The organism is Phaeodactylibacter luteus (assembly GCF_007993045.1).
Classification (GTDB): Bacteria; Bacteroidota; Bacteroidia; order Chitinophagales; family Saprospiraceae; genus Phaeodactylibacter; species Phaeodactylibacter luteus.
This window is the reverse complement of sequence record NZ_VOOR01000001.1, coordinates 132,949-152,167: the sequence shown is the minus strand read 5'-3', so window position 1 is coordinate 152,167 and position 19,219 is coordinate 132,949. Positions and strand designations below refer to the sequence as shown.

Genomic DNA, 19,219 nt, shown 5'->3' with positions numbered 1-19,219 from the left:
TTCTGCTAGCTGCCCGTCAGTAGATAAGTCAGTGCCCACTGGCCTTCCCGCTGTTCGAAGGTTGCGCGGTGGCCCATAGGGTAGCCGGCAAATTGCCCAAAGACATATCCCTCTTTCCCATCTCGCAGGCGGATGTGCAGCCAAGGGAAAACCTGCCCGCCAATGGCTTCTTCCTTTTCAAAGCCCAGGAGCTCAACAATAGGGTAGGAGACGGTTGTAACGACCTCGCTGTTCAGGCTTGGCTGGGCACGCACTCTCACCCCTTTGCCAGTGATGGCGATCTCAGTTGCGGCATCGGCGCTTTCCGGCCAAAGGGAAAAGTAATAGGGGGCCGAGAAGGATTTTTGGCCTGGAGAGAAAGTGCCGCCCTGTTCAAGCACGCCTTCGAGCAAAGCCCAAACCTCTAGCGTATCAGGCTCGTTGCTGTCGAGCCCAAACCGGCTGATGAAGTCAGCTACCCCATTTTCTGAAGCGTAGTGGATTTTCACGTCTTGCGCTACTGCGTCGAGCAGGCTGAGGACATCATGCTGGGCCAAGGCCTGTCGGAGCTGTTCACGGTAGACAAAGAAAGCGGTATCGAGCGGGGCTTCATCTACCGGGTAGAGCTTGCCTTTTTCCATGACCTGTGCTGTTGGCATCGGGTTTTCTCGTGCTTTGGCAAAGGCCGCGTACTGTTGTGCGAGCAGGGCTGCCTCATCAGGGGAGGGCGTAAGTGCTGCCGGTTTTTTGCTGCCGTCGGCGGAGGCTGGCTGTTGGCAGCTGGCCATGCTGAGGGCGATTATTGAAAAGCAAATCAGGCGTATCATGTTAGGAAGCGGTTGGTTTTGCACTAAATTAGTGGAATTGGCACAGCTATACGCCCTGATTTTGTGATTTTCACCTTCAAAAACCTACATTTAGAGAGAAAGTGTAGGGCGTATAGGCCCCAAGGCGGCAAATATTGGATAATGCACCTTAAGGCTGGCACCGGGCTAGCGATGCGCAGGGGTGGAAGCCCATCAGGGCCGAGCGGATAGCGAGCCCCGGAGCGTAGCGCCCCACGCTGTCAGGCGGGGGGAGCCCCCAAAAAAGCGGTCTATCCTGCCCCGGACAGCCACCGAGCGGCCGATGTGCCAATCTGGAGCATTATGGTACAAGCCTTTGATGCCGAATGGCATGCCTTTTCAAGATTCATGATCGTATGACGCAGCTAATTTTCGGTGCTCGTACCCTGCCCCGCAGGCGAGGGCAAAACGTGCAGTTGGCACCTGGGCTAAGGCTGGGCGCAGGGGGGCTTCATTTTAAGGGGCGCCCATGGGTTTGCCGGGCAGTAATGGTTTATACGGCGGTGCTGTTTCAGCTATTACTCGCCACTTCTACAGCTGGGGCACAGCATTACAATCTATTTGAGTACAACGAGCTCGACGGCATGCGGAGCACGCTGGTGAAGGCTGTGGCCAAAGACCCCAATGGCTTGGTGTGGATAGGCACAGACGGTGGGCTCATCCGGTACAACGGGCTGGAGTTTGAACATTTCTTTGATCAGCTGCCGGTGAAGTTTATCAAGGATATCGCCCCGTGGGAGGGGCAGCTGCTCCTTTCCTCTGATGAAGGGCTTTTTATGCTCGATCCGGACCTTCATGCGCCTGCTGTAAAGGAGCTGGGAGAAAACGGCCCCAGGCTAACCAAAAAAATCTATATAGATAGCCACGGCAAGCTATGGACCTCGAACAACGGGCAGGTCTATCGGTATTCAGAAGCGGGTGGCTTTGAGGCTTTTGCCTTTCCGGCCCGGTGGCACAGTACAGATTTCATCCGCTCTTTTTCAATAGTGGAGGACGGGCAGGGCCATCTTTTTGCGATCTCACAGAATGGGGGGCTGTTCCGTTTCCGTGAAGAGCAGGGGGCTTTCGAAGGCCCGTTGCAGCAATTGCCAAGGGGGGTGAACCAAGCTATGAGCTTAGGCAAAGGCGAGGTATGGATTGCCACTTACAGCGGTGTTTATGCCTTATACTTCAACCCTGACGGCACTTTGGCCCGGACCAGGCTTTTGCTGGATGAGCACTGCATCAGCATGGCCAAGGAGGGGGGCGGGCAGGTGCTGACGGCCATTCGGAACGTTGGTGTTTACCGTTTGATGGCGGGGGGCGGAGCGCCCCGTTTTGTCCCTTTAGCATTTGAAGAGCTGTCATTTACCAGCGCCAGCCTTGAGGAGAACGGGGAAATATGGATAGGGACAGACAATGGGCTTGCCCTGCTGGCCCCCAATGCTTTTGAGCCGGTACGGCATCAGGAGGTATACATCAATTCGATTGCCGAATATGGGGCCCGTGTGTTTTATGCAGGGGCAGGAAAGGTTTTTGCTTCAAAGAGCGGTGGGCGCTCATTCGGCCTCTTTGCGGATCCCGGTTTTGATATTTATGGGCTGCTTGCGGAGGAGGAAGGCCTTTGGGCTATGGGTGCAGGCGGACAGGTCAGGTTATTGTCTTATGACAACGGCGCTATCTTAAGGGAGGCGGATTTGTCTGGGGTAGGCAAAGAAGTATATGCAGGTGCGCGAAGCGCAGACGGCAGCATCTGGTTTTGCCAGGCTGATGCCCCAGGCTTGGCCCGCCTGGGGATAGATGGTTCCTTGCGTACTTATACCGCAGTGCAGGGGCTGGAAACGGCAAACGTGGAGTATGTCTATTTTGACCCAGGGTTGGGCGTGCTATACGCTGGCGGCCAGGATGAGTCCCGGTTGCTGTTCCGTTACAACCCTGCTGCAGACCGCTTTGAGAATGTCTCGGCCACAGTTGGTGCGACCCCAGACCAAACCTTTCGGCTGGTCGACATGGAGTCAGATGGGCATGGGGGGCTTTTTCTTGGGACCACGCTAGGCCTGTTCCACTATTGGCCAGATTCCAGCCACATGGCACAGCTGGCCCTGCCAGAAACGGAGGGCATGTCTGCATTAGCCATTGCCCCAACTTCCGACGGCAGTATCTGGTTCGCTAATGCTAACGGGCTGAACCTTTTGCGCGGAGGCCAGGTGCATACGTACACCAATATGCATGGCCTGCCCTCCCGTCAGGTCAATTGGAGGGCACTGCACGCAAGCACGGCTGGCAAATTGTACGCGGGCACTCCGGACGGCCTGGCCTGTGCACCTTCCCAAATGCCTGTCATGGCCTCCCTTCGCCCTTTTATTTTGAATATAGAAGCCTCGGAAGGTGTATCTGCTGCTGATGGGGGCCGCAGGATCAATAAAAACACCGGTGATTACCTTGCTGTCAAGGTGCTGAGCGCTGGCTATCCCAATATGTTGACCTCCTACCGCGCGGTGTTGGAGTCGAAAGGCGGGCTGTTGGAGCGTACCGCAGAGAATGGGGTGTTTGACTTTTCCAACCTTCCTTTGGGGAAGACAAAAGTGCAGATTTTTGCGCGCCAATCTACGGCCCATCATTGGAGTGCCCCGTTGGAGCTGAGCGTTGAGGTGTGGCCGGTCTGGTACAAAGCATGGTATGGGATACTAGGGGTGCTCAGCGTTTTGGGGCTCTTAGTTGTAGGGGTAAACTATCTGCGCCGCCGGCATTTTGAGCGGAAGAGCCGCCGGCTTGCAGAGCACAATGCGGCTTTGGAAGCCCGGGTCCGCTCCGGGCTTCAGGACTATCAAATGCTGGTGAACTACATCGGAGACAGCGTACTGAAAGTGAAGCAGGATGGGGCCATCCTTTATGTCTCCCCTTCGTGGTCGGCCAACTTCGGCTATGAGGAGGGGGATACCATTGCCCAATCGCTTTTTCCTTTCCTGCACGAGGAAGATCAGCCCCGGTTCAGGGCTGCTCTTGCTGCTCTGTCCGATGCTCCCGGGAAGGAATCGTTTGAGACGGAGCACCGGCTTAAAGCCAGGGATGGCAGCATACGCTGGGTGGAGACCAAAGGGGAGCTCGCCCCTGAAAGCGAAGAGGTAGTGCTCATCAGCCGGGATATCACAGAGCGGAAAGCTTCTGAAGAGCGCCTGGCTTACCTATACGATATGCAGGATATCCTCATGGCCATCTCCTCTAAGTACATCAACCTGCCTTTATCTGAGGTAGAAGCCGCCATTCAGCAGTCATTGGAAGAAATGGGGCGCTTTGTTTCGGCAGACCGGGTCTATATTTTTGATTACGATTTTGAGCACAACAGCTGTTCTAATACCTACGAGTGGTGTGGCGAAGGCATCACGCCTCAGATCGAAAACTTACAGGAAGTGCCGCTCGATGAGCTTTCCGATTGGGTAGAAGCCCACCTTGCTGGGGACAACCTGAACTATCCAGATGTGGCGGCCATCCCTAACCCAGCCCTCCGTGAAGTCTTAGAGAGCCAGAGCATAAAGAGCATCCTGGCCATGCCCCTGATCAAAGGGGATGCCTGCATTGGCTTTGTCGGTTTCGACTCGGTGCGCAAGCACCACAAGTACACAGAACGGGAGCTGCGCTTGTTGCAGGTATTTGGCCAAATGCTGGTCAATATACGGCTGCGGACGGAGCGGCAGCTTGAGCTCCGTGACCTCTTGGATACCACCACTGCACAGAACAACCGGTTGCGGGAGTTTTCTTTCCTGACTTCTCACAATATGAGGTCTTCTGTGGCCAACCTGCTGGCCCTGACCGAGATGATCAACCTTGACCCAGGCAATAAGGAGTATTTTCAAATGCTCGACCAAACGGTGCACAATCTGGATGCGACCGTTTCCAATATCAACTATCTCCTGCACTTTGAGCGGGAGGTGAACGAGGTAGAGAAAAAGCCGTGCAATATCCTGGAAACCATCAATGGGGTGATCAGCCTAAACAATCAGTTGTTGCGCCAGAAAGGCGTAGCGGTCAAAGTAGATGCCGACCCCAGCCTGGAAGTCATGGCCATTCCTGCCCATTTGGATAGCATCATCCATAACCTGCTTACGAATGCCATTAAATACGGGACTACAGCACAGGAGAAAGACTTGGAGCTGAAGGCTTTCAAGGAGGAGGGCTGCGCGGTGCTGCAGGTCAAAGATAATGGGCTGGGCATAGACATGGAGCGCTTTGGCCAAAAGCTGTTCCAGCTTGGCTCCCGCCTGCATGCTTCCAGCGCTGACGGGCAGGGGCTTGGGCTGTATATGACCAAAAACCAGGTGGTCTCAATGGGCGGGCGCATTGAGGTGGAAAGCCAGGTAGGGAAAGGGGCTCAGTTTACGGTTTATTTCCCGCGGCCAGATTGAATAGGGATGCTGAGCCCTAGCCCGATAGCTGGGGCTGTGGAAAAGCCATAATACTCGGCGGTGGGCTTTAGGCGGATGCCGCCCAAGTCGTCATTGACATCAAACCCTTTCAGGTGGGCATCTACAAAGGCTTCCATAGCTTGCAGCCCATAAACGATGACGAGCCCTACATAAGCCAGCTGTGTGTTCTTGTCAAACTCATCGCGCAGCGAGCGCAGGGCCCGGGTGTTATCCAGAGAAGTGCCTGAAAATTCATGGGGCAGGTTGTCGCGTTTCAGCTCAAGGGCATCCCGCAGCCTGCGGTACCGGTCCTGGTTGTAGTCAATGGTGATCCCCATGCCTACCATAGCGCCGTATACGAAAGGGACTTTCCACCATCTTTTGTTGTAGACTTGCCCCGCCCCGGGCAGTGCCAACGAGAGCAGCGCTGCTTTTTTAGGGCTTGGGTAATCTTGCTGAAACCAGTTGGGGGGCTTAGGCGCTTCTTCCTGGCCTAGCATAGCTTGGCTCAAGCCAGGCAGGGTATCTACCGCCGGCGACTGGGCAAGGGCTGCAATAGCAAAGCAGAGCGATAAGAGGGCAGTAAAACAAACGGGCAAAGCCTTCATAAATGAGCGGGTGGCATTTGGGAGAGCAAGAACGTGTTTAAAGTTCTAACTCGTTTAAAACCTCTTATTTAAGAGATTGGTTGGCAGCTGCTTTCGGTATTGGGGAGCATTTGTTAGCGGAACCCCTGAGCCCTACCTTGGCAGCTTGCAGTAATGTTCAAACAGTTGCTAAACGCCTGGGGGGCAAGGCCAGATGCAGCCCGGCACGCTTTTAGCTTTTTCTTGGCCTTTTCTTTCCGGATCCGGCTTCAGCCAAGCCTGAGCTTTGCCTACCGTTTTGGCCGGCCTGGAAAACACGCTAGGCCTGTGCGGCCCACCTGCAATTGAGCTAAAGCTGAATATCCAATTGCTCAAGCAGCTGATTGAGCTCATCCACAGATTGGAAAGGGAGGATGATCTGCCCTTTGCCAGCTTTCTCATCCTTGAGCTTGAGGTCAATCCGTTTGGACCCCAATTTGGCGCGCACTTCGTTTAGGATATGCAGGTAATTGTCAGGTATTTTGGATTTGCGGGCAGGTTTTTTCCCATAAGCTTTGACCAGCTGTTCCGCTTCGCGGACGCTCAGGTCCTGCTCAAGGATCCTGTCGAGTGCATCCTTTTGCAGCAGCTTATCGGCAATGCCGGCGAGGGCCCGCCCGTGGCCCATGCTGATGCGGTTGTCTTTGAGCGCTTTCATGACCTCCAAGTGCACATCCAACAAGCGGAGGTAGTTGGTGATGGTCGCCCGCTTTTTGCCCACCCGCTCGGCCAGTTCTTCGTGAGAAAGGTGGAACTCATCAATCAGGCGGTGATAAGAAAAAGCGACCTCCATAGGGTTAAGGTTTTCCCGTTGGATATTCTCCACCAGGGCCATTTCCGTCATCTCCTGATCGGTAGCTATGCGGATGTAGGCGGGGATCTCGGACAAGCCCGCCAGCTGGGAAGCCCGCCAACGGCGCTCGCCGGAAATGATCTGGTAAGACTCCGCGCTGAACCTCCGCACAGTAATGGGCTGTATCAGCCCATAGGTTTTCAGTGAATCCGCCAATTCTTGCAAGGCCTCGGGCTCAAAGTCTTTGCGTGGCTGATCAGGGTTGGGCGAAATTTGGGCCACCGGGATCATGGCAACGGTATTGGCCAGCTCTTTGCTGATGCCCTCCGGGTCTTGCTGTATATCTTCTTCTGTGATGTTGAAGTAGGACAACCGCCCGCCTGAGCTGTTCTTCCCTGCAGCACTGCGCAGGGAGCTGCGCAAATCGTCCGCACTTGCTTTCCGCGTCTTGCTGATCCTTTTTGCCATAATTCTTAGGTAGGGTTATTGATCAAATTTAGGTACAGGCCTCCGTCTAATCGGCCCGGATGCCAGATTGCGCCTTGATGGGGTCGCTGTTGTTCTTCAAGAACTCCTTAGCCAGGTTGAGGAAATTGATGCTGCCCCGGCTGCCGGCATTCATCATGACGACCGGCATGTGGAGGTTGGGCGCTTCCCCTATTTTTGAATTGCGGTGTATGATGGTCTCGAAGACCTCTTCCCCAAACATATTTTGTACTTCTTCTACCACAATATTCGCCAACCGGAGCCGGGCGTCATACATAGACAACAATATGCCTTCGATGTCGAGGTTCGGGTTGATTTTCTTTTGCACCAAGTCGATAGTCTCCCGCAGCTTTGAAAGCCCCTCCAAGGCAAAAAACTCGCATTGGACAGGTATCAGTATGGAGTCAGAAGCCGTGAGGGCATTGACAGTGATGAGCCCGAGGGAAGGCAGGCAGTCGATGAAGATGTAGTCATAATCGTGCCGGACTTGCTCTACGACTTCCCGCATCAAGAACTCCCGCTTCATTTGGCTGACCAGCTCGATCTCCGCGCCTACTAGATCTATGGTAGAAGGGATGATATGGAGGTTGGGCGTGTCGGTCTCATAGATGGCCTCAATCGTATCAAGGCCGCCCACGAGGCAATCATAGAGGGTGGTTTCGATATCATCGGGCATGACGCCTACCCCGGAAGTGGCATTGCTTTGCGGGTCTGCATCAATGAGCAGCACTTTTTTATCGAGTATGGCCAGGGAGGCTGCGAGGTTGATGGCGGTTGTGGTTTTTCCTACACCGCCTTTTTGGTTCGCAATGGCAACTACTTTTCCCATAATGTTGTCGTTGAATCGCTGATTGTTTGATTTTGCAGGGGCCTGGCCTGAAATTTGGTTGTAAAGTGTGCTTTGTACCGCTGAGCGCTTGTTGGAGCCTTCTACTAAAAGAGGAACCCCAGCAACCACAAAAAAGCAGGTTTAGGCTGTTGGGCTGGCCAAAAAGGCAATGACTGCCTGTCTTGCAAGCTGGATTTTAGCAGGCACCAAGACAGCAGGCTGGCAGCTTTTGTTAGGCAATGTATTGAAAAACAGGTGTTTAAAGTTTAAGGGTTTCGCCAACGGACAGCAAAATTAACTCTTTTCCTCTAGCTTCAAAAGCTTTTATGGCTGCCTCTTGGTCAATCTCAATGTAACCGAAGGTATCATAATGGCAGCCGACCACCCGGTCACAGCTGATAAAGTCACAGGCCAGGAGGGCATCTTCATAGCCCATAGTGAAGTTGTCCCCTATAGGAAGGATGGCGATGTCAAGCTGCGGGCAGGTCATCGGTATGAGCTTCATGTCCATCGTCAGGGCGGTATCCCCTGCGAAGTAAATGCAGCCTTCTTGGTTCCAGATGACGAACCCGCCGGGGTTGCCGCCGTAGGTGCCGTCCGGCAGTACGCTGGAATGCACCGCGTTGACGTATTTCGTAATGCCGAAATCGAATTTGGCTTTGCCGCCGTGGTTCATCGGGTGCCCGCTTACGCCCTTGCTTTCGTACCAGCTCACAATTTCAAAGTTGGAAACCAATGTGGCGCCGGTACGCTTCGCGATGGCCTCCGCATCTGCCACGTGGTCTTGGTGCCCGTGGGTCAGCAGGATGTAGTCGGCGGGCAAAGTGTTGACGTCAATATGCCCGGCTTTCCCGTTGGGGCTGATGAAAGGGTCGATCAGGACGTGCTTCCCCATGGTTTCCAGCCCAAAGGCGGCGTGCCCGTAGAAGGTCAATTTCATTAGAATTAGGATTTTGAAGTCTCTACAGTGAAGAATAGGGGGGAATATACAGAATAAATCGGGCAAAGGCGAGGGCTTCAAGCAGATAAAAAAAGCAAGTGCAGACAACCTTTTGCCGCGTCAGCTGTGTACTATATCCTGTGTGCAGCACTGCCTGTCAGGCTTCAGCTGAAAGGGCCTGTGGCAGGGCGGATAGACTTGATGGTGAATCTAAAAAAAACAAAAGTAGAACTCCGGCTTATGATAACCGTAATCTCAGGCACCAACCGTTCTGGCAGCGCATGCCTGGCTTTTGCCAAACAGTATGAGGCACTGCTGCGCGAGAAAACTTCCGAGGAAGTCCGGCTGTTGGCCTTGGAGCACATCCCGCACGATTGGTTCACCGAAGCCATGTACACCGAGCAGGCGCCCAGCCTGGCTACCCTGCAGGACGAATTCATCCTGCCTGCAAACAAGTTGGTCATCGTATCGCCCGAGTACAACGGGAGCTTCCCCGGTGCCCTCAAGTTGTTCATCGACGCTTGCTCGGTAAGGGAGTACAGCAAGAATTTTGGAGGGAAAAAGGCTGCACTTGTGGGCGTAGCTACAGGAAGGGCCGGCAACCTCCGGGGCATGGAGCACCTCACAGGCATCCTCAACTACCTGGGCACTACGGTGATGCCGGATAAGCTTCCTATTTCTCGCATCAGCGCGCTGCGTGCCGAGAACGGAGAGGTGGCAGACGAGGCTACGCTCAAGGCCTTGTCTGAACACGCCAGCCGGTTTGTTGATTTTTAGCGTAGCGCAGCAGCTTGGAGATGCTATGGTACGATCCAAGCAGGCGCTTAACCCTGCCTTTGTCATTCCATTTGCAGAGCAAAGGCCTGGCTGTCTGAGGTGCTACTACAGCCTATGGGCTCAATTGGGGCTTGAGGCCACCCCCGGGGAAGCCCCCTGCAAATTGTGCCGGTAAAAATTCCCTTCGATCTGGAAGCATTCCCCGTCCTGAGGCGGGGTGACGGTTTCTATAGTCATCACGTTGCCGCCCATCATGCGGGCCAGCACTTTGGTGGTTTCCACCAGCAAGCCCATGTCACAGTTGTCCACGTCGGTCAGTTGCATCCGATATTCCCCAGCCCATTGCGCGCCCTCAGGGAGCTGCGCAGGGCCTTCCAATACGGTTACCGGGGCATTTTCGGGCAGCGGCTGGTGCATGGCGGGCAGGAGCAAGGTGGTATGATGGGCTGTGCCGCAGGATGAAAAGGCTATGCATAGGAGGGCGAGAAGGGCAAAGACCGCATTTTTCATGTTCTTCAAGTTTGTTGGTGGAGAGGTTTCAGTGCCAGCTGTCTCTTGGAAGAGCGCTTGCGGCAAAGATTACATACACAGATATTTGCCCTTGTGGTTTTCTTACCCTCTATCACTGACTTTTGCTACCTTTTTTTCTGGCGGCTTTGCTTAATATTGCTATGCGCAAGGCAAATTATCGTTTCTTCTGGGCGGGGCCTACCCCTGCCTGTCAGCAGGGGTCGCTATGCTGCGGGGCTCGCTGTACGCTCGGCCCTATCGGGCTTAGAGCTTGTTCGGATTTTGCTTTTGGAGCGAACGCAGCCAAATTTTGCCCTGATCGAGGCGTTCTGAGGAAACATAGCCTTAGCTACGTGACCGAAGAACAACGAAGAGCAGGACAAAATTTGGCAAGAGCAGCCCGAAGGGTAAAATCCAAACAAGCTCTAATACCCCTCCGCAGCGCTAGTCCGCTGCCATCAAAAAGCCAGAGCCTGCGCGGGTTACGATTACGTATAATTTGGGCCTGCCTCGCTTCAAGCTGAGTTTCAACAAGCCAGGCAAAAAAAGAAAAGAGCATATGAAGATTTCAGATAAAGTATGGGTAGTCACCGGTGCAGGAAGCGGCATGGGCAAAGAGCTGGCCATTCAGATTGTGGGAAAAGGCGGGCGGGCTGCTTTGGTGGACATCGACCGGGAAGCCTTGTTGGCTACAGCTGCCGCCCTGGGCGAGGGGCGCACGTCGGTACATGTGATGAGCGTGAGCGATGCAGAAGCGGCAGCCGCCCTCCCCGGAGCAGTGATGGCCGCTCACGGGCAGGTAGACGGGCTGATCAACAACGCTGGCATCATACAGCCCTTCGTAGAGGTAGAGGAGCTGCCCATGTCTGCCACTGAACGGGTCATGCAGGTCAATTTTTGGGGCACCCTCTACCTGACCAAGGCCTTCCTGCCAATCCTGAGGCAACGCCCCGAAGCGCATATCGTCAATGTGTCGAGCATGGGCGGGTTTATCCCTTTTCCAGGTCAGACCCTGTACGGGGCTTCCAAGGCAGCGGTCAAGCTGTTGACGGAGGGGCTCTACGCCGAGCTGAAAGAGAGCAATGTCCGTGTAACGGTGGTCCACCCCGGGGCGGTCCAAACAAAGATTATGGCTAATTCTGGGCTTGGCAGCCCGGAGCCTGCCCTTGGGCAGGAAAGCCCAGGGATATCCGCTGCCCAGGCGGCCCGTGAAATCCTCACTGGCATTGAGCGCAACCGCTTTAGGGTCTTGGTGGGCCCCGATGCCCGGATGCTGGACAAGCTTTACCGCCTGGCACCACGGTGGGCCGTTGGTTTCATTACCAAACAGATGGCGAAGCTCCGCCCACAATAAACAACAGGCTGTAAAGGGGCGCCCCTTTACAGCCTGTCGAAGGCTGATAGGCTGTAAACACTATTGTGTACTGATCAGGAATGGCAGCCGGGCTTGAGGGCTTTTGGTGCCGCTCATTTGCTTAGCATACTCATAGTATGGGTAATAGGTGCCCAGTTCAGAGCGGAGGATAGCCTTTGACCGAACAGACTCTTCCCCCATGAACTCCTCTAAAATCTGTTGAATAGGGTCCTTTACGCGCGGGTACTCTGTCGTTCGGTAAGCTTCCAGATCGGCTAGGCTTGCTGCAGCTTGCAGGGCCCGGCTTAGCCCGCCAATGGCATCCACCAGCCCAATGCCCACGCCACGGCTGCCTGTCCATACCCGGCCCTGTGCAATTTCATGTACGTCATCACGGCTCATGCCCCGCCCTTCGCTTACACGGCTAAGGAAGGTTTCGTACATCTGCTCGGTACGGGCTTGCAGCAGTTGGGACTCTGCCGCAGACATGGGGTGGAAAGGGGTGATGCCAAGAGAGAATGCCCCTGTTTTGACGGTGTCGAAATGAATGCCCATGTTTTCTTCCAGCAGCTCGCTGGCATCCGGTATGAGCGAAAAGACGCCAATAGAGCCCGTCAAGGTATTGGGCTCTGCGAATATGGAGTCGGCAGAGGCCGAAATGTAATAGCCGCCCGAAGCCGCATAGTCGCCCATGCTCACCACCACCGGCTTCCCGGCTTCCTGAGTGAGCCGTATTTCCCGCCAGATGTTCTCCGATGCCATCGCACTGCCACCGGGGGAGTTTACGCGGAGGACAAGCGCTTTCACCCGCTCGTCTTCACGGGCTTCCTTGATGTAGCTGGTATAGTCTTTGTCGCCTATAGTGCCAGGGTTGGCTTTGCCATCCACAATAGCCCCTTCCGCATAAATGATGGCAATTTTGTCTTTTACGCTATAGTCTTTTTCAACAGGGTTGGACTTGGCATAGTCTGTCAGCCCAATCTGAGGGATCTTTTCATCGCTGTCCAGGCCAAGGCGTTCCCGCAGGGCGCTGATCGCCACGTCCCGATGCCCCAGGCCATCGATCAGGCCGGCATCCAAGGCAGCCTCAGGGTCCATGCCGGTATAGGCGTTGGCGAGCGCTCGCAATTGGCTGTCTTCTATGCCCCGGTCGGCACTTAGGTCGGAGAGGAAGTCTGCATAGATATCATCTAGGTAAGTACGGATCTGCAGGCGGTTTTCTTCGCTAAGCTCATTGAACCGGTAGGGCTCCGTTGCGCCCTTGAATTTGCCAGCATAGTAAACTTGCATATTTACGCCCACCCGGTCCAGCATATCTTTAAAGAAAGGGATTTGGCTGGAAAAGCCCCGGAAGTCTACTATGCCCAAGGGGTTGAGCCAGACTTCGTCGGCAGTGGCTGCCAGGTAATAAGCCCCCTGCACATAATAGTTGGAATAGGCGACCACAAACTTGCCGCTTTCTTTGAACTTCAGCAGCGCATCGTGGATCACTTTGTTCGTAGCCAGCCCGGTGCTGAGCAGCATGTCCGGCTCTAGGAAAACCCCCTTGATGCGGTCATCCTCCGCAGCACGCCCGATAGCCGCAGTGATGGCAGTTAGCCCGAGCGTATTGTCTTTGTTGAACGCAAAAGGGTCGATCTCTAGGTTGTTGGTCTGTTCTGGGATAGCATCCTTGAAAGTCAGGTGCAGGACAGAATTGGGCTTTACCGGCTTTGGCTGGTCTGCCGAGGCGACCATCCGGCCGATAGCTATGCTGCCTATCCCAAACAGAAGGGCGAAAGCGATAAAAATGCCAAGGCAGGAAGCGAGCAAAGATTTGAGGAATTGAGGCATAACGATATTGTGGTTATTGTAACGGTTTGTGGGCAGAAAGGTGTTGGTGCAGCTGTCGGGCTATAGGAAATGCAAGTACAGACGATAGGGTTCAAAATGGCTGTTGCCGAATGTTCAAAGTTACTGAACTTGGTGCCCAGCAGTGGCAAGAAATAGATAAATGCACAGTTTTATTAGAAATAGGGCTTGCCAAGGCCAGAAAGGACAGTCAGCTACCATTTGAGCAAATCACCGGCAAAGAACCACTCGGTTCTGGGATAAAGGCCCTATTTTTGATTTAAAGATCAGCCGCAGAGCCAAATATTCGCGCAGGCGCTGTACGCTCTTTCTACAATACAACCTCACCCCAAATACCAGCAACAGCAAAATCTTAGACAAGCACCCTGCATCATGAAGTCAAATCTAACGCTTAGTTTTTCCAACCTATTATTCGCACTCTTTTGGTGCAGCCCCATACTACTGTGGGCACAGCCCATGGAAGTAGCCAATGGCGGGCCTTTTACTCCAGAAAACCTCATCACGAATATTTTCCTCGGCGATGGGGTGGAGGTCCTCGATGTCACTTTTGAGGGCAATGCTCAGTCGGTCGGTTTCTTTAGCAATGCAGACGATGAAATAGGCATTGGCCGTGGCTTGGTCATGACGACAGGCCGGGCTACCTCTCAAGGAGGGGTAGGGGTAGACCAAAACGGGAACGTGCAGTCTAGCTCGGCAATGGGCACCACTTTCACTGATCCCGATCTGCTTGACATCACGGGCGGGGTCGGCATAAACGACGCAGTGCGCTACACCATTACTTTCGTCCCCATTGCAGATACCCTGCGCTTCAATTATGTTTTCGGCTCAGAAGAATACCCGGAGTACGCTTGTTCTGATTTCAACGATGTTTTCGGTTTCTTCATCAGCGGCCCCGGCATCAATGGCCCGTACTCTAATAACGCAGAGAACATCGCCCTGATACCAGGCAGCAACTTGCCGGTGACCATCAACAACGTCAACCCTGGCCAGGTTGGGGCTAATGGCACCCTAGCTAATTGCCAGCCTCCCAGTGGCTCATTGGATTTCTCAGACTTCTACGTGCCCAATACAGGCACGGCCAATCAGCCGGTCTTCGATGGCTTTACCACAGTGCTTGAAGCTCAGGCCGTGGTTCAGCCCTGCAGTACCTACACCATCAAGCTGATTGTGGCCGATGTGAGCGACAGCGGCTGGGATTCCGGGGTTTTCCTGCAAGCCAAAAGCTTCGGCACGGGCTCCCTTGATGTAGAAGCCGCAACGGTAAGCCTCGATGGCTCCGTAGCCGAAGGCTGTGCGGAAGGGTTGCTGACGTTCAAACTGCCCAATCCTCCGGAAGCAGACTACCCGATTGACTACCAGGTGCTGGGCACCGCAGAGAATGGGGTCGACTACGCATTTATCCCGCCTGACCTATTCATCCCCGCAGGGGATACGATGGTCAGTGTGCCGATCATTGCTTTCGAGGATGGGATCGAAGAAGGCGAAGAGACTATACTGATAGATATTCAGCGGGACCCTTGCAACCGGGATACCATCACTATCCTAGTCCGTGAAAACCCCCTTGTCCCCGCAGACTTAGGCCCGGATACCACCATCTGCCAAGGCCAATCGGTCTTGCTGGACGCCACCCTGCCGGTCCCCTTGCCCGATCCGCCATCCTTTACCAATGATACCCCCGTGGGCATACCCGCCAACCCTGGGAATATTTCCATCACCTCTGAGGTCGATGTCATTGGGGTGATACCGCCTACGCTAGGGCCTGGTGTCATCCGATCGGTTTGTATCGATAGCCTCGACCACCGTTGGATAGACGACCTCGATGTTTTCCTCATCGCCCCTGATGGGCAGTTTCTGGAATTGACAACCGACAACGGAGGTAACGGGGGCAATAGCTTGGGCATAGATTACTTCATCAACACTTGCTTTACGCCAGAAGCCACTGTCAATATCAACACCGTACAGCCAACAGATAACCCCTTTACCGGCAATTGGCAGCCGGAAGGCCCGTGGAGCGACCTTTATGGTTCTGACAAAAATACCAACGGCACTTGGCAGCTACAGATTACAGATGATACCAACAGTGCAGGCGGCACCCTCTATAGTTGGACCATCACGTTCAACCCCGTTTATGAAATCAGTTACAGTTGGGCGCCCGCTGCAGGGCTGAGCTGCGCAGACTGCCCCAACCCGGTCGCTACGCCTGATACGACCACCACATATATCATGACCGCAACGGATTCTTATGGGTGTACGACATCGGATACGGTCGTCATTGAAGTCTTGCCGGCCCTTGATGCCCCAATGGTAGATTGTGGCACAGTAACTGGCAGCAGCATTACTTTTACCTGGCCAGATGTTGCTGGGGCTAGCAGTTATGAAGTGAATATAGACAGCACAGGCTGGGTGCCTGCCAATGGGGTGAACGAGCACACCATTACCGGGCTGCCATTCCTTACGGAAGTCCATATCCAGGTTAGGGGGCTGGGCGAATGCCCAGGCTTTATTGGCACTGCGATTTGCACTACACTAGATTGTACGCCGCCCGATGTTGCCCTGCTGTCCCAGCAGGATGTCACTTGTTTTGGCGGTGCCGATGGCAGTTTGACCGTTGAGGGTAGTGGCACGCTGCCCCCTTATGCTTATGCAATTGGCAGCGAGCAAAACACCACCGGACAGTTCACCGGGCTCGCGGCAGGCACTTATCAAGTTGCCGTGATTGATGGGACAGGCTGCGGCGGTGTATTGCCTGTCACCATCGTACAGCCAGACTCATTGGTGACCGAGGAGCTGGTACAACCGGTCAGTTGTGCCGGGCTGTCTGATGGGGAGGCGGGCCTGAATATTCTCAACGGCACGGCGCCCTATAGCTATGATTGGGGCGGAGGCATTACCACGCCTGTACGCACGGGCCTTTCCGCAGCAGATTACCCTTTGGCCATCACAGACGGCAGCGGTTGTACCTACAATTTTACGGTCACGGTGACAGAGCCGGACAGCCTGCTCGGCGATGTGCTGATTGGGGATGTGGCTTGTGCCGGAGATTCAACCGGCACCATTTCTCTGTCTTTTAGCGGAGGCACGGCTCCCTACGCAATTTCGTACAGCGGAGGGCTTTTGGCTGAGCCGGGCGATAGCACGGCCGTGGCCAATGTGCCTGCGGGCAGCTATTCCATCATAGTGTCAGATCAAAATAATTGCGAGCTTGCGCTGCCGGCTGAAGTTGCCGAGCCTGCGCCCATTACGCTTCAGCTGTCTGGGCAGGATGCGCTGTGTGCCGATAGCCTCAGTGGAAGCTTGAGCGTAATAGCAGCCGGGGGCACAGGGGGGCTTTCTTATATTTGGGAGGACAGCGCGGGCGCAGTAGTGAGCGGCGACAGCCTGGCATCAGGCGTGGGCGCAGGGCAGTATTACCTTGCCGTCTCCGATGAAAATGGCTGCGTGGCTACGGATTCTCTCCTCATTGCCGAGCCAGCAGCTTTGACCGCTACAGTAGATACCCTGCCGGCCTCTTGCAACGGGCTTTCAGACGGTAGCGTAAGTGTTCAGGCGAGCGGCGGTATAGGGCCTTACATTTACAGTTGGCCAGATGGCACGAACACAGCTAGCGGGCTGCGCAACGACTTGAGTTCTGGCACTTATGAGGTCAGCATTACCGATGGTAATGGCTGCTCCTTGGTTGAAGGGTTTGCAATCACTGCTCCTGCCTCGGTCTCTGTCAGTCTCACTGCCGGTGCGGTTAGTTGTGTAGGGAGCACCGATGGCGTAGCAGAAGTCATGGCAACTGGGGGCACTGCTCCCTATGCTTATCTGTGGTCTGGTGGTCAAGCGGACAGCCTCGCTTTGGGGTTTGCTGCCGGGCAGGCTGCGGTCACCGTTACCGATGCCAATGGCTGTCAGGCTATAGGCAGTGTGCTTGTGCCGGATGCCAGCCCGCTGCAGGCTGCCCTGGCAGGCGAAGGGCCTTCTTGTGCGGGCGCTACCGATGGAATGGCAGAAATAACTGCCGCTGGCGGCGCTGGCGGATTTGCATACAATTGGAGCGATGGGCAGACTGGGCCAGCTGCTGGCAATCTGCCCGCAGGGGTCATTGGCGTCACCCTTACCGATGCGAATGGCTGTACCCTAATGGACTCGCTCGAGCTGACAGAGCCGGATCCGCTCTCGTCAATGATACAATCCGAAACGGCTTCCTGCCTGCCACAGCCAGATGGAAGCGCACAGGTCACCGTTAGTGGCGGCACACCAGGGTATGAGTACGAATGGAGCGATGGGCAGACTGTGCCTGGGCCGCAAGGGCTAGAAGCAGGGGTTTACAGCGTCACCGTCACCGATGCGAATGGCTGTACCCTTTCTGATACTGTAGAAGTAGCGGGCATACCAGAAATCGAGCTAGAAGCCACAGCTGCCCCGGCAAGCTGCTTTGAAGGGGCCGATGGCACTGCTTCAGTATCCGCCACTGGTGGCGACGGCAATTATACCTACAACTGGAGCAACGGTGTTGGGCAGCCCAGCTTGAGCAACCTGACTGCAGGAGGGTATACCGTCACCGTATCCGATGGGCTGGGCTGTACTTCAGTAGCTGCTGTAACCGTACAGCAGCCGGGCGCTATCCTGATCGTGCCTGAAGTAGATATGATTACCTGCTCTGGTGGGGCGGACGGCCGGGCGGCCATTCAGGTAAGTGGCGGCACGGGCCCGTATACCGCTTCTTGGAGCAATGGCATTACAGGCTTGGAGAACACCAACCTGAGCTTGGGTACCTACACCGTCCAAGTCACCGATGCCAATGGCTGCCAAGAAATGGCGGCTGTAGAAATAACAGAAGCTAGCCCGATCATCGTTTCTTCTGATACAGAAGATGTAGACTGTTTCGGCGAGCGGACTGGTTCTGCTTCCGTCAGTATCACAGGAGGGCTGCCCCCATATCAGTACGAGTGGTCCAATGGGGCTACAGCCCCTCAGCTCGCCAACCTGGAGGCTGGTGTTTATGGCCTAACCATCACCGATGCTGCCAATTGTGAAGTAGCGGAAAACTTGACAGTCGTTCAGCCCGATGCCCCGCTTCGCGCAGAGGTGGCCCCGCTTGATGTGAGTTGTTTTGGAGAAGAAGATGGCCGGTTAGACATAGGTGTCAACGGTGGCACCCCGGCCTACCGCTACAGCATAGATGGCGATTTCTTTTCGGGCAGCAGTACCTTTATCGCACTGGCGCCAGGCAGCTACCGCGTGACGGTCACCGATGCCAATGGTTGTGCTTTCTTTTCAGACCCCGTTACTGTTGGGGAGCCTGAGGAAATTGTGGTGGACCTTGGCGGCACCCGCGCGATCCCTTACGGAGATACCATCCGCCTTGTCCCGGCTATCACAGGGGGCATAGCGCCTTTTGGGTACGACTGGTTCCCACTAGATTCTTCCATCCTGAGCTGTTTTGGCTGTAGCGACCCCCTGGCCACGGTGGAGTTCCAGCAGAATATACGCGTGGTCGTTACGGATATTGCCGGGTGTACCGGTGAGGACGACTTCAACCTTTACGCGGAGAAAATACGCCCGGTGGAGGTACCTACCGGCTTTACGCCAAATGGAGATGGCAATAACGATGTCCTCTATGTTTTGGGCCGCGAAGGGCAGAACATCGCGATAGGGGTATTCCGGGTATTTGACCGCTGGGGGGAATTGGTTTTTGAGCAGCGTGATATCGCGCCCAATATGCCATCTTCCGGCTGGGACGGCAATTACCGCAGCGAGCCCCTTCAGCCCGGCGTATACCTCTGGTATATCGAATTGGAATACCCCGATGGGCTGATTGAGGCCTTCTCTGGGCAGACCACCCTAATCAGATAAAACTTC

The 19,219-nt window shown here is 54.9% G+C and carries 12 protein-coding genes; 5 read left to right on the top strand and 7 right to left on the bottom strand.

Annotated features, from left to right (window positions below):
- Window positions 1–5: 5 nt before the first annotated feature.
- Complete coding sequence (locus FRY97_RS00495) at window positions 6–806, bottom strand: SH3 domain-containing protein (RefSeq protein ID WP_147165450.1); 801 nt, start codon at window positions 804–806, stop codon at window positions 6–8.
- A gap of 374 nt (window positions 807–1,180) precedes the next feature.
- Between FRY97_RS00495 and FRY97_RS00490 the strand changes: the two genes are divergently transcribed.
- Window positions 1,181–5,206, top strand: a complete 4,026-nt coding sequence (locus FRY97_RS00490; RefSeq protein ID WP_170254432.1) for an ATP-binding protein — start codon at window positions 1,181–1,183, stop codon at window positions 5,204–5,206.
- Here FRY97_RS00490 and FRY97_RS00485 read toward each other — a convergent pair.
- From FRY97_RS00485 to FRY97_RS00470, 4 genes are all read right to left on the bottom strand, one after another.
- On the bottom strand, window positions 5,185–5,814 hold the full coding sequence (locus FRY97_RS00485; protein ID WP_147165448.1) for a DUF5683 domain-containing protein: 630 nt from the start codon (window positions 5,812–5,814) through the stop codon (window positions 5,185–5,187). The two genes, FRY97_RS00490 and FRY97_RS00485, sit on opposite strands and share 22 nt — an antisense overlap.
- 328 nt (window positions 5,815–6,142) lie before the next feature.
- A complete protein-coding gene (locus tag FRY97_RS00480) occupies window positions 6,143–7,093 on the bottom strand; it encodes a ParB/RepB/Spo0J family partition protein (RefSeq protein WP_147165447.1) in 951 nt (316 codons plus the stop codon).
- Window positions 7,094–7,139: 46 nt separating this feature from the next.
- Window positions 7,140–7,940, bottom strand: coding sequence for a ParA family protein (locus tag FRY97_RS00475; protein WP_147165446.1), 801 nt, complete (start codon window positions 7,938–7,940; stop codon window positions 7,140–7,142).
- 259 nt (window positions 7,941–8,199) lie between these two features.
- On the bottom strand, window positions 8,200–8,880 hold the full coding sequence (locus FRY97_RS00470; RefSeq protein ID WP_147165445.1) for a metal-dependent hydrolase: 681 nt from the start codon (window positions 8,878–8,880) through the stop codon (window positions 8,200–8,202).
- A 240-nt stretch (window positions 8,881–9,120) separates the two neighbouring features.
- Between FRY97_RS00470 and FRY97_RS00465 the strand changes: the two genes are divergently transcribed.
- Window positions 9,121–9,657 (top strand): NADPH-dependent FMN reductase, encoded by a 537-nt coding sequence (locus tag FRY97_RS00465; RefSeq protein WP_147165444.1) that lies wholly within the window; start codon window positions 9,121–9,123, stop codon window positions 9,655–9,657.
- Between the two features lie 120 nt (window positions 9,658–9,777).
- Here FRY97_RS00465 and FRY97_RS00460 read toward each other — a convergent pair whose 3' ends face one another.
- Entirely contained in the window at window positions 9,778–10,167 is a 390-nt protein-coding gene (locus FRY97_RS00460; RefSeq protein WP_147165443.1) for a hypothetical protein, read from the bottom strand.
- A 559-nt stretch (window positions 10,168–10,726) separates the two neighbouring features.
- Here FRY97_RS00460 and FRY97_RS00455 point away from each other — a divergent pair.
- A complete protein-coding gene (locus FRY97_RS00455) occupies window positions 10,727–11,521 on the top strand; it encodes an SDR family NAD(P)-dependent oxidoreductase (protein WP_147165442.1) in 795 nt (264 codons plus the stop codon).
- Window positions 11,522–11,581: 60 nt separating this feature from the next.
- On the opposite strand, the gene sppA is transcribed toward FRY97_RS00455, so the two are convergent.
- A complete protein-coding gene (gene sppA, locus FRY97_RS00450) occupies window positions 11,582–13,354 on the bottom strand; it encodes a signal peptide peptidase SppA (RefSeq protein WP_147165441.1) in 1,773 nt (590 codons plus the stop codon).
- Window positions 13,355–13,464: 110 nt separating this feature from the next.
- On the opposite strand from sppA, the gene FRY97_RS22245 reads away from it, so the two are divergent.
- A complete protein-coding gene (locus FRY97_RS22245; RefSeq protein ID WP_170254431.1) occupies window positions 13,465–13,635 on the top strand; it encodes a hypothetical protein in 171 nt (56 codons plus the stop codon).
- A 109-nt stretch (window positions 13,636–13,744) separates the two neighbouring features.
- Window positions 13,745–19,213, top strand: a complete 5,469-nt coding sequence (locus tag FRY97_RS00445; protein ID WP_147165440.1) for a choice-of-anchor L domain-containing protein — start codon at window positions 13,745–13,747, stop codon at window positions 19,211–19,213.
- Window positions 19,214–19,219 lie beyond the last annotated feature (6 nt).

Bases quoted from the DNA above. Each gene is read 5' to 3' on its own strand.
- FRY97_RS00445 (WP_147165440.1), top strand. From the start codon at position 13,745: ATGAAGTCAAATCTAACGCTTAGTTTTTCCAACCTATTATTCGCACTC.
- FRY97_RS00485 (WP_147165448.1), bottom strand. From the start codon at position 5,814: ATGAAGGCTTTGCCCGTTTGTTTTACTGCCCTCTTATCGCTCTGCTTT.
- FRY97_RS00460 (WP_147165443.1), bottom strand. From the start codon at position 10,167: ATGAAAAATGCGGTCTTTGCCCTTCTCGCCCTCCTATGCATAGCCTTT.
- FRY97_RS00470 (WP_147165445.1), bottom strand. From the start codon at position 8,880: ATGAAATTGACCTTCTACGGGCACGCCGCCTTTGGGCTGGAAACCATG.
- FRY97_RS00475 (WP_147165446.1), bottom strand. From the start codon at position 7,940: ATGGGAAAAGTAGTTGCCATTGCGAACCAAAAAGGCGGTGTAGGAAAA.
- FRY97_RS00455 (WP_147165442.1), top strand. From the start codon at position 10,727: ATGAAGATTTCAGATAAAGTATGGGTAGTCACCGGTGCAGGAAGCGGC.
- FRY97_RS22245 (WP_170254431.1), top strand. From the start codon at position 13,465: ATGTTCAAAGTTACTGAACTTGGTGCCCAGCAGTGGCAAGAAATAGAT.
- FRY97_RS00480 (WP_147165447.1), bottom strand. From the start codon at position 7,093: ATGGCAAAAAGGATCAGCAAGACGCGGAAAGCAAGTGCGGACGATTTG.
- sppA (WP_147165441.1), bottom strand. From the start codon at position 13,354: ATGCCTCAATTCCTCAAATCTTTGCTCGCTTCCTGCCTTGGCATTTTT.
- FRY97_RS00495 (WP_147165450.1), bottom strand. From the start codon at position 806: ATGATACGCCTGATTTGCTTTTCAATAATCGCCCTCAGCATGGCCAGC.
- FRY97_RS00490 (WP_170254432.1), top strand. From the start codon at position 1,181: ATGACGCAGCTAATTTTCGGTGCTCGTACCCTGCCCCGCAGGCGAGGG.
- FRY97_RS00465 (WP_147165444.1), top strand. From the start codon at position 9,121: ATGATAACCGTAATCTCAGGCACCAACCGTTCTGGCAGCGCATGCCTG.